The organism is uncultured Clostridium sp. (genome assembly GCF_947072515.1).
Classification (GTDB): Bacteria; Bacillota; Clostridia; order Clostridiales; family Clostridiaceae; genus Clostridium.
In genome coordinates this window covers 1-13,184 of record NZ_CAMTIG010000076.1, presented here as the reverse complement: position 1 = coordinate 13,184, position 13,184 = coordinate 1, and the positions used below count along the sequence as shown (strand labels likewise).

15 protein-coding genes are annotated in these 13,184 nt (G+C 27.4%); 9 read left to right on the top strand and 6 right to left on the bottom strand.

The features are described from left to right. Together Q0W06_RS17485 and Q0W06_RS17480 are read left to right on the top strand one after the other, a co-directional pair. Positions 1–558, top strand: a 558-nt coding sequence (locus tag Q0W06_RS17485) for a phospho-sugar glycosidase domain-containing protein (RefSeq protein ID WP_297638751.1), incomplete at its 5' end; no start/stop codon positions are given. An 87-nt stretch (positions 559–645) separates the two neighbouring features. After that, positions 646–1,347 carry an HAD family hydrolase gene (locus Q0W06_RS17480; protein WP_297638748.1) on the top strand — a complete coding sequence of 234 codons (702 nt, stop codon included), beginning with the start codon at positions 646–648 and terminating at the stop codon, positions 1,345–1,347. Between the two features lie 83 nt (positions 1,348–1,430). Here Q0W06_RS17480 and Q0W06_RS17475 read toward each other — a convergent pair whose 3' ends face one another. The 5 genes from Q0W06_RS17475 to Q0W06_RS17455 all read right to left on the bottom strand — a co-directional run bounded on the left by Q0W06_RS17475 (position 1,431) and on the right by Q0W06_RS17455 (position 4,043). After that, positions 1,431–1,802 (bottom strand): hypothetical protein, encoded by a 372-nt coding sequence (locus Q0W06_RS17475; RefSeq protein WP_297638745.1) that lies wholly within the window; start codon positions 1,800–1,802, stop codon positions 1,431–1,433. A 165-nt stretch (positions 1,803–1,967) separates the two neighbouring features. Then, complete coding sequence (locus Q0W06_RS17470; protein WP_297638743.1) at positions 1,968–2,159, bottom strand: hypothetical protein; 192 nt, start codon at positions 2,157–2,159, stop codon at positions 1,968–1,970. A gap of 156 nt (positions 2,160–2,315) precedes the next feature. Next, positions 2,316–2,762, bottom strand: a complete 447-nt coding sequence (locus tag Q0W06_RS17465; protein ID WP_297638754.1) for a hypothetical protein — start codon at positions 2,760–2,762, stop codon at positions 2,316–2,318. Beyond that, positions 2,755–3,213 carry a DUF3990 domain-containing protein gene (locus tag Q0W06_RS17460; protein WP_297638740.1) on the bottom strand — a complete coding sequence of 153 codons (459 nt, stop codon included), beginning with the start codon at positions 3,211–3,213 and terminating at the stop codon, positions 2,755–2,757. Before Q0W06_RS17460 ends, Q0W06_RS17465 begins: the two co-directional genes overlap by 8 nt. A gap of 59 nt (positions 3,214–3,272) precedes the next feature. Next, the gene (locus tag Q0W06_RS17455) at positions 3,273–4,043 is read right to left on the bottom strand and encodes an EFR1 family ferrodoxin (protein ID WP_297638737.1); all 771 of its coding nucleotides are present in this window, start codon (positions 4,041–4,043) and stop codon (positions 3,273–3,275) included. A 130-nt stretch (positions 4,044–4,173) separates the two neighbouring features. On the opposite strand from Q0W06_RS17455, the gene Q0W06_RS17450 reads away from it, so the two are divergent. The 5 genes from Q0W06_RS17450 to Q0W06_RS17430 all read left to right on the top strand — a co-directional run bounded on the left by Q0W06_RS17450 (position 4,174) and on the right by Q0W06_RS17430 (position 10,845). Continuing rightward, complete coding sequence (locus Q0W06_RS17450; RefSeq protein WP_297638734.1) at positions 4,174–5,142, top strand: flavodoxin domain-containing protein; 969 nt, start codon at positions 4,174–4,176, stop codon at positions 5,140–5,142. Between the two features lie 48 nt (positions 5,143–5,190). Further along, complete coding sequence (gene fliB / locus Q0W06_RS17445) at positions 5,191–6,399, top strand: flagellin lysine-N-methylase (RefSeq protein WP_297638731.1); 1,209 nt, start codon at positions 5,191–5,193, stop codon at positions 6,397–6,399. 73 nt (positions 6,400–6,472) lie between these two features. Then, positions 6,473–7,111 carry a leucyl/phenylalanyl-tRNA--protein transferase gene (gene aat, locus Q0W06_RS17440; RefSeq protein ID WP_297638728.1) on the top strand — a complete coding sequence of 213 codons (639 nt, stop codon included), beginning with the start codon at positions 6,473–6,475 and terminating at the stop codon, positions 7,109–7,111. A gap of 152 nt (positions 7,112–7,263) precedes the next feature. Continuing rightward, on the top strand, positions 7,264–8,013 hold the full coding sequence (gene arr, locus Q0W06_RS17435; protein WP_297638725.1) for an NAD(+)--rifampin ADP-ribosyltransferase: 750 nt from the start codon (positions 7,264–7,266) through the stop codon (positions 8,011–8,013). 42 nt (positions 8,014–8,055) lie between these two features. Continuing rightward, entirely contained in the window at positions 8,056–10,845 is a 2,790-nt protein-coding gene (locus Q0W06_RS17430) for a DEAD/DEAH box helicase (protein WP_297638722.1), read from the top strand. 230 nt (positions 10,846–11,075) lie between these two features. Here Q0W06_RS17430 and Q0W06_RS17425 read toward each other — a convergent pair whose 3' ends face one another. Then, positions 11,076–11,237 carry a hypothetical protein gene (locus tag Q0W06_RS17425; protein ID WP_297638756.1) on the bottom strand — a complete coding sequence of 54 codons (162 nt, stop codon included), beginning with the start codon at positions 11,235–11,237 and terminating at the stop codon, positions 11,076–11,078. A gap of 352 nt (positions 11,238–11,589) precedes the next feature. Here Q0W06_RS17425 and Q0W06_RS17420 point away from each other — a divergent pair, with 352 nt between their 5' ends. Further along, positions 11,590–11,916 (top strand): CPCC family cysteine-rich protein, encoded by a 327-nt coding sequence (locus Q0W06_RS17420; RefSeq protein ID WP_297638718.1) that lies wholly within the window; start codon positions 11,590–11,592, stop codon positions 11,914–11,916. 194 nt (positions 11,917–12,110) lie between these two features. Next, complete coding sequence (locus Q0W06_RS17415) at positions 12,111–12,908, top strand: endonuclease/exonuclease/phosphatase family protein (RefSeq protein ID WP_297638715.1); 798 nt, start codon at positions 12,111–12,113, stop codon at positions 12,906–12,908. Positions 12,909–13,184: the final 276 nt, after the last annotated feature.

Here is a 13,184-nt window from a genome sequence, read left to right as displayed (position 1 = left end):
TTTGTAAATGCTACAAAAGGTGGAATGCAAGGACCATGGCCAGCAAATGACGGGCTTCCAACTTTAGAGAAGCATAGACATTTAGATATTTTAGCTCAAGGACAAGAGTTAAAGATGTTTGGAGTAGATGATATTATAATAGGAAATGCTTTTGCAACAGATGAAGAATTAGAAGCGTTAACTAGAGTAAATAGTAGCGAAGTAGTATTAAAAATGGATACTTTTAGAGAGCTTACAGAAATAGAAAAAAGCTTTATAGAAAAAAGTCTTTCTGATAGAAAAGAAAGTGGAGAAAGTGTTATAAGACACTCTTATAGTAGAGTAGAGTTTAAAAACACAGAAATTAAAAAAGATAGAGAAGAAACTATTGTTGTAAAAAGAGGAACAGTTCTTTTAAACAATGATGGGTATTTAAATTATAAAGGTGAACTTTTAATTGCAAAGGAAGATATAAGAATAGATAATAGAAGAAATATAGTTGGATATATAAATGAAGACTATATAAACCTTTTAGATTTTATTTATATGGGCCAAAAATTTAGAATCGTCTTAAAGTAATTTAGAAGGAAATTTTAGAACTATTAATGTATTTAGCTTAAAACTAATGAGAAGCTGAGATTATAGAAAATCTAAGGAGGCTACAAAATGGATAGACCGTTAGCTATATTATTTGATGTAGGAGATACTCTTATTGAATATCATGAAAATAACCCATTAAAAGGAACGGAAGAGCTTTTAAAATGGGCAAATAATCCTCATTCAATAACTGCAGATGAAATACAAAAATATGCAGTTGAGATGGGAAAGGATTTTAATAAAGCTAGGGAAAATGGTGGCATTGAATTTACTATGAGAAGTTTTCAAAGATTTCTTTACGAAATGCATAATATATCATTTAAGTTAAAGCCTTTAGAAGTAGAGAATATATTTAATAAATTTGCATTTAGAGGACAAGCTATGCCAGAAGCACTTGAATTTTTAGATTTTTTAGAAGAACAGGGGATTAGAAAAGCTATATTAAGTAATTCAACATTTTCAGAAGAGGCCATAAGAGAAGAACTAAGAAGTTATGGAATAGATGATAAAAGATTTGAATTTGTAATTTCTACGAGTGAATATGGCTTTAGAAAACCTGATAAAAGAATTTTTGAATTAGCATTAAAGAAATTGAACTTACAGCATAATCAAGTTTGGTATATTGGAAATAGTTTTAGATACGATGTAATTGGAGCTCAAAATGCAAAGATTTTTTCAATTTGGTTCAATAAACAAAATAATGTTGGTGAAAAATTATCAGATGGTCTAGAAGTAAAATCCTTTGATGATATCAAAAAATATTTAATATAAACAGTCTAATTTATATAAAGATGAAAATAAGAAAAGCTTAGTGCAGTAGCATTAAGCTTTTTGAATGTTTTAAGTAATTTAAATTAAAGTATAAAGTTTATTATAATGGCAATAACTCCACCAATCATAAAAGAAACTGCACTTAAACCTATAGATAAAGTGGTCTTTATACCTTTAAATTTATTTGTTTCTAAATCTGTAGCATGAAGATTTGCATTAGTAATATATTGAGCGTTAGATTGTCCAAGTCCTTGTATAGGTATTCCTAAAGAATTTCCTTTAAGAGATGAAAGAATACCAAAAATAATGAAAAATATTCCTTCAACAAAAAGCACATCTTTAAGAGCATAATTTTTGTAATTTGTAACTATAAGTGCAATTACAAATAATACTGTAGCCCAAATAACTCCAAATAAAATACATTTAAAAATAGACTTTAATATGCTCATATCCATAAGTACTCTCCTTTTAGAGTGATAGTAATATCTATATTCATCATATGCAAAATATAATAAAAATACACTTGTTCTAATATCTAAACTATAAATAGCTTAGATGCTAGAATATACTTATTTTTATAAGGTGGTTTTTATTTGCAGGATATAAAACAAAGCTTCAAATTAATATAGATTAAAATACTCTAGTATAAGTCGTAATGTATTTGAGAATATATAAATACTCCCGAATATTTTAGCTTTTGTATAATTTTTAGTTTTTAAAGCAATGAAAAAATAGACTATCATTGCAATAAATGTAACGAAGATAATAATTGCAAGTAAGTATCTAAGGATTGCTCCATTGCTAGCAGTCATTTTCTTATATCCCCCTTATTTAATATATAAATAGTACCACTGGTATAGTTTATTTAATATTATATTGGTATAATTTGTGAAAATGCATAAATGATATAATTAAGGCTATCACTTAATCGATTTTAACTAATCGTTATGCGATAGCCTATTTATATTTTATGGAAGTAATTTTCCTTCAAGGTAACTAAATTTTAAATAATCTGGATTACTGTAATATACTGATGAATTGAAATTAGAAATTTCATCACAGATAAAAGAAGTAAGAACAGTACAAATTAATTCGGATAAATCTTCATCATCTCTTCTTATATTTATAATTAATGTTTGATACACTTTCCCGATAGATAAAAAAGTTGGAACCGTATATTTACAGTTAGAAACCGAATCAAATGAACCATCTTTAATATTAAAATGTTGAATTAATTCATCAGCTACTTGTTCAAATGAAAGTGAATGATTGACTTCAGCCAAATGTAATTGTCTTTTAATTTCTTTAGAACCTAATATTTTAATTATATCTTTAATATGATTTTTAGTTTTTCTTCTTAAAAATTCAATTAAAGAGCAAACGTAAAATAAATCATCTTTATCTTTACTAGTCATCAACTAATTCACTCCTTTCAAATTTTATGCAATCTAGAGCTTTTAATGTATGAAAACTAATTTGATGAGTAGGATATTTAAACTTTGATAGTTCCCAAAAAGCTTCTCTAGAAATATCACCATTTAAAAAATCATTAACATAATTCCAAACTGTATCATCTGCCATAGGACCTTCCACAATATCATAATCATGAACTAGTCCTTTGCGACATTGGGCAATGAAATCTAACCAAGCATCTGTCATATCTTCAAATTTTAATATTTTTAAATTTTCTTTTGCTTCAAAAGTATAGTGGTTAACACAAGGATAGGATCTATTCCTATTTGCCCATTTTTTAGCTTGTTCAAGATTGTTAGTACAATAAAATCCCCAAGAAAAATCCTTTGTATACTTGCTCTTTCTTACTTCAGGAAATTCTACAATTTCTCCGCTAGCATGATAAAGTATCATGATGGTACCTCCCTAATATATAGAATAAAATTTATTTTTATTATAGCATACAATAGTTTTTAATTTATAAATAATTTAGATGAAGAAATATGCTTATTTTTGTAACGTGGTTTTTTCATTGTTGATTTACTTAAGTTAATTGCTTCTTTAGGACAAAGATTTATGCAACCCATACAATCAGTACAATTTTTACCCCATGTAGGCTTATCATTTTCCATAGTTATATTAGCTACAGGACAGACTTTTTCACAAATCTTACAGTTTATGCAGTTATCATTAACAGTGAATTTATTGTTTTTACCTCTAAAGAATTTTCTCCAAGTTCTATTAGTTAAAGATCCCTTACTCTTTGATATATGGTCAGGACTTGGGAAATTATTTTTTATATTTTCTATAATGTCATCTATTAGTGGTTCATTTTTCTCATCAGTTTCAATAACTCTTTCTTCTGTTGCAGGTCTTCCGGCTTTTATATAGTTAGAAACGTATTTTAAAGTAAAGAAATTATGGATTTTACCATAGTTTTGGATTAAATAATCTACTTGTCTAAAAGTATTGTCCCCTTTTCCACCACCACTTACAGCAATTGAATAAATTTTCTTGCATTGGCTTAATTCTAGACTTTTAAGAAAATCAAAGGCTACTATAGGTAAGCCAAAACAGTGAACAGGATATATGAAAATAGCTCTATCACAGTCATATTTAAATTTAGAATCTTTTAAAGCTTTAGCCATAGAAATTAATTCACAATCGCCTAATTCATTAGAGATTCTTTCACCTACATATAGAGAGTTTCCTGTAGATGTATAATAAAAAATTTTTGTATTCATTTTAATACCTTCCTAATTTTAGATTAATCTTTATTAAAGTATAAAGAAAATTTAATGGAGTGTCTATATTAGCATAAAGAAGGCGTGAGAATAGATTATTATAAAGAGATTAATTAAAGAGGAGAAGGGAATGTATAATTTAATAATTTATGATAGTAGGTATGGAAACACAAAAAAGGTAGTAGATATTTTTCAAAGGATAATAGGCTATTCAAAAGCTATAAGACCAGAGGAGTTTAAGTTAAAGTATAAAGAAAATTATGATAATTTTATTTTTGTTTCACCAGTTTATATAGAAAGGTTACTACCATCTGTAGAAAAGTTTATAGATGAGAATAAAGAATGGCTTAAAGAAAAAAAGGTCTATGGCTGTGCTATAAATATGGTTGGTGAAAGGGGATTAGATTACTTAAATAAAATGCAAAAAGATTTAGATGGAGCTTTAGTAATGAAGACATCTTTATATGGGGAGATAAGGGTAAAGAGTTTGACCAAAGCTGACTATAAGGGGTTGAAATTTTTTTGTGAAAATATAGGTGAAAAGTTAGGACTTCAAATTCCTTTTGGTGATTTAAATCTTTATGATGAAAAGTGTGTAATAGAAATTGCTTTAGAAATAAAAAAGCAAATAGAGATTAGAAGAAAATCATTAGATAAAAAGCTAGTAGAGAAGATAGTATATGATTTTATAAAGGAGAAAAATACATGTGTCCTAGCTACAGGATATGGAGATAAGCAAAGGGGAACTCCTTTAGAGTATATTTTATATAAGGAAGCACTATATTTTATTTCAGAAGGAGGTGTAAAGTTTGCTAACCTTTATAGAAATAAGAATGCTTCAGTAGGAATATATAATGACTTTGAAGGATTTAATAAACTTTGTGGACTGCAAATAGAAGGAGAATTAGAAGAAGTTAAGCTTAGAAGCGAAGAGTATTTTAAAATAATGGAATTAAGGAAAATAAGTAAAAAAGCTTTAGATAATTTAGAGGTAAATCTTTATATGATTAAATTTAATATAAAGAGAATAGAGGCCATACACTCTAAATTTAAGAAATATGGCGGGCTTCCAAGACAAATATTAGAAAAAAAGGTATAATTAATGAGTCGAAATGTAAGGTTAAAAGTAATGGAGATGAAGTAAGAGATGAATAATAAAGTAAACAAAAGAAGCCTAGACTATTTTAAAGAGTTTAAATGTATAGGTGGAAGATGTGAAGACAGTTGTTGTATTGGTTGGGATGTAGATATAGATAAGGATACTTTTTTAGATTATAAAAAAGTTCAAGACGAGTCTATGAAAGTATATTTAATGGATAATATTCAGTTGAATGATGAGTGTGAAGAAGAAGAATTAGACTATGGAAAAGTAAAATTAAAAGAAGGAAAGAGATGTCCTTTTTTAGATGGAGAAAATTATTGTGTAATTCATTCAAACCTAGGGGAAGAATGTCTTTCAAATGTTTGTACAGTTTTCCCAAGAGTTATAAATAAAGTTGATGGTGTATATGAATACTCATTAGATGTAGCATGTATAGAAGCAGCTAGAATAATTCTTTTAAAAGAAAGAGAGTTTGAAATAGAAGAAAAGAATGAAGAAATAAAAAAAATCATAATTAATAATACATTAGATACAGTAGAAGAAAATTGGCTACCAACAAAATATTTCTATGAAATTAGAAAAAAATCTTTAGAGATTATAAAAGATAAAAACATAAGTATAAATAAGAGACTATATGTATTAGGTGAATTTATAGATGAAATTGAAAATGAAGTTATAGAAAATTATGACGGTTTAAAAGAGGGAATAGAAAGTTTTAGCATAGAAAACAGAGAATTCCCAAATAAGGATACAAGAGAAAATTTAATTAAGATAAACTTATTTAAAGAAATATTAGGAGTTTTAGATATAGAGAAAAATATCGATAGAAAAGACTTTAAGGAATTAACAAAAAGGGTATTAAGAAATTATGAGAGTATAGAAGCAGAAGAAAAAATTAAAATATATGAAGAATTTGAAGAAAAGTATGTGGAAGAGAGTTGCATATTAAAGAATTATTTGATTAACTATATATTTAGTAGTCTATTTCCTTTTTCAGAAATTGAGAGTATATTTGATAGTTATTTAATGCTTATAGTAAAATATGAGTTTATTAAGTTTTATCTTATAGGATTATCTATAGAGAAAGAATTAAAAGAAGAAGAGATAATTTTTGTTATACAAAAGTTCTCTAAGGAGATAGGACATCATAAAACATTTAATGAAGAAATTTTAGAATACTTAAAGGAAAATGAGTTTGATAATGTAGCGTATACAAGAACATTACTTTCAATAGAAAATTTATTTTCTTTTTAGAAAGATACATGGATAAAATGGACTTAGATTTTAAGTCCATTTTATTATAGAAAAGAAGAAAAGAGGTGAAAATATGCCGATATATAGATTAAGTGAAGATGAGATATCTTTTCCTATGCCAGAACTTGCAGAGGAAGATGGACTTTTAGCTGTAGGTGGAGATTTAAAGTTAGAAAGATTACTTTTAGCATATGAAAATGGAATCTTTCCATGGTATAGCCATGATGAACCTATCCTTTGGTGGTGTCCTAAGGAAAGATATATTATAAGACCAGAAAATATAAAGGTTTCAAAATCTATGAAAAGAAGATTAAATAAAGAGGATTTTCAGGTAACAGTAAATAAAGATTTTGAAGGAGTTATAACAAACTGCAAGGAACTTAGAGAAGTTAAAGAAGGCACGTGGATAACAGAAGAAATGAAGGAAGCATATATAAATTTACATAAACAAGGGTATGCATTAAGTGTGGAAGTATGGCAAGAAGAAAATTTAGTTGGAGGAATATATGGAGTTTGCTTTGATAGATTATTTTTTGGAGAAAGTATGTTTTCAAAAATTCCAAGTGGATCAAAAATAGCATTGATATATCTTGCAAGATTTTTAGAAGAAAGAAACTTTAAATTTATAGACTGTCAGTTTCATACAGAACATTTAGAATCTATGGGTGGAGAGTACATTTCTTGGGAAGAATATAAAGAATTATTAAATTAAGACTTAGAAAATAAGAAATAAAAAAAAGAAGATAGTAATTAAACTATCTCCCTAAGTTAATTATATCATATCGAATATGGAAATATAAGTCTAGATATATATCCATATATGTATTACTATTATATAATTATATTAAGAAATGAGGCGATTAAATGAGTAGTAGATTTAATCCAAAAAATAAGATTATTAGACTATGCATGCAAGGAATGGGAATGTCAGAAAAAGGAGCATGTGAAGAAGGCAGAGAAATATTTTTTCAAGCACTAGAAGAATCAAAAGATGAATTTGAAAAATTTATGGTAGCTTATAATGTAGCAAAGTATGAAAAGGACTCTTTAAGTAGATTAGAATGGATGGAAAAAGCATTACAGTATGCTAAAGATTCAAATGATGATACTGTTAAGACGGCTTTTCCAGGGATATATTTAAGTATTTCAAAATGCTATGAAGAATTAGGCGATAATAGTAAAGCAAAAGAAAACTATGAGTTAGCAGAGTCATATAAAAATAAAATTTATGATAAAGGACCTTTTTATCATGGGACTAAAGCAGACTTACAAGTTGGTGATTTGCTTGTAGCAGGACGAAACTCAAATTATGAGGATAATCTTAAGATGAATCATATTTATTTTACGTCTAATATTAATGGAGCAGGGCTTGCAGCATCTTTAGCAAAAGGAGATGGAAGAGAGCGTGTTTATATCGTGGAACCAACAGGAGAATTTGAAAGTGATCCAAATGTAACTGATAAGAAGTTTCCAGGGAATTTAACTTGTTCATATAGATCAGAAGCTCCTTTAAAAATAGTTGGAGAAAAAGTAGATTGGATGAAACAAACAGAAGAAGATATTAAAAAGTGGAATAAAAAGTTAGATAACAATAAAGGTGAAATTATTAATTAATAAAAATTAAGAGGGAATTATATATACAAAGGAAGTGATAATATGAGTTCAATGAAGTGTACATTAAGAAAAGAAACTAAAAACGAGATAAATAAGCACATAGATAATGAATTTATGATTGAAATGATAAAGGAAATACATCATTATATAAGCACAATGCATAAGGTTAAGATTGATGATTCAAGTTTTGATAAGAGAGATGGAGAGTCAAGAGTTATATTAGAGGATAATGGACCTTTTAATATTTATGATTATGTGTATGTGAAAGATTTTTTAGATGAATTATCATTTGAGGGAGATTACATAAAAGAATTAGATGAAAGTGAATTTTCAGGAAATATTAAAGGAAGATCAAAGTATATTCCAGCAAAAATTACAGAAGATTCTAAGGTTATATATAAGTATATTCCAAAGGATGTAGCTACTGTTTTACATGAAAAAGTCCAAGAATCAATGGAAACTAGAAAGGGCGAATTATATAAGGATTTTAAAAAGTTATATACTAGAGAGTTCTTATTTAATAGTGTTAGATGGTACAAAAGATCAAGAGATGGAAAAGTTTATTGCGATATAGATTTAAATGAATTAGATGAAAATAAAAAGATTAACTTAGAAGAGCAAATTAAAACTGAAATAGGAAATGCTTATAAAACAAGATGGGGAAGTAATGTTTCCTCAAAAGTAGCAGTTATTGAAAATAAACTTTTATTGGATATATATGATGAAGGTTGTAAGCTTTTAGGTGTTAAAAACCAGTACTCACAACAGGTTGTAGTTTCTGATAATAGTGAAGAAGAAAAAGATTTAATAAATCTTATGATAGAAAACTCTAAGGAAGCTACAATAGTTTCAAAAGGAGTAAATAGACTAAAGGTTAAGATAGTAAATTCTTTTGATAAATATGTAAAAAATCTTATTAATACAAATGTTTATAAAACAAAAGAGCATATGAACCTATTTTTAAATGAAGCTAGAGAATTGATATTTGGATATTATAAAAGCGTTAATTTAAAAGGTTTCAGTAAAGAACTTAGGGAAAAGGAAGACTTAGTAAAAAGCTTAATCGAAAAAGTAGCTATAATTGAAAATGCTATATTTAAAGATTATCTTATTGAAAATCCAAAAGCTCCAAATCTTTATGATATGGAACTACAAGGGGAATGTATTCCATGGATTTGTATCAAAGGGTTACTTTGGACATCAGAAAATATATATGTAAAAAATAAGGTTAGAGATGAGATAAAAGAGATAATCCTAGATAATCCAATAGATGAATATAAAGAAGCTAGAGAAATGAAAAGACATTTCTATCTTCATGTTGGTGAAACTAATACAGGAAAAACATATTCAAGTATTGAAAGGCTTATGGATGCAGAAACAGGTGTATACTTAGCCCCACTTAGATTATTAGCTTTAGAGATTCAAGATAAACTTAATTCTCAAAATATCCGTTGTTCATTATTAACAGGAGAAGAAGAGGATATAAAAAATCATGCATCCCATGTTTCCTCAACAATAGAAAAGCTTCAATTAGGAATGCCTTATGATATTTGTGTAATAGATGAGGCCCAAATGATTGGAGACAAGCAAAGAGGGTGGGCTTGGACGAGAGCTATAATAGGTGTTTTAGCACCGGAAATACATATTTGTATGGCACCAGAAGCAAAGGATATTATAGTAAAGCTTATAAAAGATTGTAATGATACTTATGAAATAGTTAATCATAAAAGAGATACTGATTTAATATTTGAAGATAAAAAGTTTAACCTTAAAACAGATATTAAAAAAGGTGATGCATTAGTTGTTTTTGGTAAGAAGAAAGCACTTGCAGTTTCAGCAGAACTTTTAAACAATAATATAAAGACAAGTATTATATATGGATCACTTCCATATAGTACAAGAAAAAAACAATTTGAAAGATTCTTAGATGGAGAAACAGAAGTTATAGTATGTACAGATGCTATAGGGATGGGAGTGAATTTACCTATAAAGCGTATTGTATTCCTAGAAACAAGAAAGTTTGATGGAATCTCTCAAAGAAAACTAAAGGTTTCAGAAATAAAACAAATAGCAGGAAGAGCAGGGCGTAAAGGAATTTATGAGGAAGGATATGTAGCATCAACATCTGATGGAATTTTAATAAAATCAGCATTAAAGGCAAGATCAAATAAAATAGAAAAATGCTATGTAGAAATTCCAGATTCTCTTTTAGAGTTAGATATTGATATTATAGATGCATTGAAAACATGGAGTTTAGCACCAGTTAAAGGGTACTTCCAAAAGCCAGATATAACAACTATAGTATTCCTTTTAAATAGATTAAAGGCTCTTAATGTTAAGGCTTCAAAAGAAGATCTTTTAAAGATGGCAACAATTCCTTTTGAAGAAAATAATAAAAAGATAGTAGCCCTATGGGAAGAGTACTGTATTATGTACAGCAAAGGTACAGTAAACCTTAAAAGACCAAAGCTTAATGAAATAGTAAATACGAAAAAAGAACTAGATGAACTTGAATGTTACTATAAATCACTAGAGCTTAACTATTCCTTCTCAAAAAACTTTAAACTACTTATAAATAATGAGTATATATCTGAAGAAAAAGAATATACAGCAAATAAAATAAATAATCTACTTTTAACAAGCTTACTAAGTCACGAGAGAGTTTGTCTTGATTGTGGGAAAAAGCTATCATGGGATCATCCAAGTGAAAGATGTAGAGCATGTAAGGATAAACTACATTTCTTAAAAGGTGATAGTTATAGACCAAGATTTAGAGGTGGCAGAAGAGAAGGGGATTATAGAAATAGAAGAAGTAGAAAGAGATTTTTATAATTAAAAATAAAAAACTAAGATTCAATCAATAAGGATGAAAAATTATTTATGTTTATTTTTTATAAAAATTTGATATAATATAAGTAAGAATTCAAATCTATGATTTGGATATTTGAATTTACACAGAGGTGTAAATAAGAAAAGCTTAGTGCGTCAACACTAAGCAATCCTTAGAACGTTTTTAGTTTTAGGGCTATTGGATTTAAACTAATATGTTAACAAAAATGATGCTAGTCTTTGTTGGATGGAGCATCTTTTTGTTTGCTTTTAATTTCAATATCAAGACCAATAAATCTTATTGAAATCTTTAAATAATGAATAAAAAGATTATGTTTTAAAACTAATCTAATTATATAAATAACAACAAAATTCTTTATTATCAATTCAAGCATATCCAATACTACCCCCTTAAGTTATGATGATAATCACCAATAACCCAAGGTGGGAATACGTACAACCACCGTAGCCATCCTACTACGGGATTTCAAAATTTATTATTTTAGAATTATACCATAATTATGTAGATTATATACACAAGAATAAAATGGAAAAACCTTATTTGAGATAGTTACGGAGAACCATATCAAAAGTGATGCTCCAAAACTTGTTTTTGGGTAGCAGAACTTTCACAGAGTGCAAGTAAATGAGATTTTTAGTTTAAAGATTAAGCTGAATTTGTTCTATATGAGTATCATATAATATTTAGATAAATTTAATTGATTAGACTAATTTAGGAGTGAATATATGAATGATTTAGAATATGAGTTTTTACCTGAAATAAATCCAGAAGAAAGCCAAGAGAATAATAGTAGTTATAATGAAATAATAGGAGATTCACAATGTCCTTGCTGTGGATACATGACAATTCCAAATAAAGGAGATGCACTTGCATATGTATGTCCAGTATGTTATTGGGAAATTGATCTGTTTATCAATGGAGACAATGAGATAAGTGATTTGAATTATGGAATAACATTAATGGAAGCTAGATACAATTATGAAGTTTTTGGTGCATCACACAAAAAAATAAAGAAATATTGTAGACAATCAAAAGATAAAGAAAGAGTTTAAAATTTAAAACTTTAACGTTTATTTTTTATAAATAGAAATCTATAAATAAGCTTAGTAGAAATATTTCCATTCTACTGAGCTTATTATTTTATTTAATTCTTTTTTTAGTATAGAATAAATAAATTATATTGGATTTTAAAAGGATATATATGGTAAATTTAAATGAGAATAAAGCATAAAGGGGAAGATGATTAATGAAAGAGAATTATATGACATTTAATTTAAAATATGATTTTGTAGATAGTGGAGAGAATGGGTGGAACAATCGTTGTGAAAAGCTTGTAAGAGTAATAAAAGATAATAATCCTATTATTTTGGGTACACAAGAGGGGTTAAAACATATGCTTGTAGATCTTGAAAATAAATTAGAGGACTATGCTTATATTGGGGAAGGCAGAGAAGGAAAAGATAAAGGAGAATATAACGGGATTTTTTATAATAAGAAAAAAATCGAAGTAAAGTATTGGAAGCAATTTTGGCTTTCAGAAACTCCAGATATAGTGGGAAGTAAATCATGGGGGACTGCCTGTGAAAGAATATGCACTTATGGTAGATTTCAAAATAAGGAAACTTTAGAAGAAATAATGGTTTATAATACTCACTTAGATCATGTTAGTGAAAAGGCTAGAGTGGAAGGAATTAAACTAATTTTAGATAAATGCAAAGAGAATAACTTAAGGGATAACATAGCTTTTTTAATTATGGGAGATTTTAATTGTGTTGATACAGATGAAGTGTTTAATATAATAAAAAGCTATGAAGATGAGAAGTTTAAAGTGATAAATTTATATGAAACTATAGAAAATGAAATTATAGGAACTTTTCATAATTTTACAGGAATTGTTGATGTGGGGCCAATAGACTTTATATTAATAAGTAGAGAGTTTCATTGTGAAAATCTTTATAGTGATAAAAGAAAAATAGGAGATAGTTATCCTTCAGATCATTATCCGGTTATAGGAAGCTTGAAGTTAGAAGTGATTAGAGTATAGATTGTCTTTACACAAGAATTATGTGGGAAATCATTAGTTTCGCTTTATAATTGAAAATATATATAAATGTTTAAAGGAGAGATGCTAAGACTTAATTGAGCTTAATAAAGTTTAATTAAGTCTTAATTTTATTTTTCTTTGGAGAAAGTCTGTTAAAAAACTCTAAAAATAGTATCAATATATTTTGAAAGATATTTACTGGAAGAAAATAAAGAATTATAAATGGTGTTAGTATAAAAAGGTGGACAGATTTAATCGAACTAAATAAAATAGTAT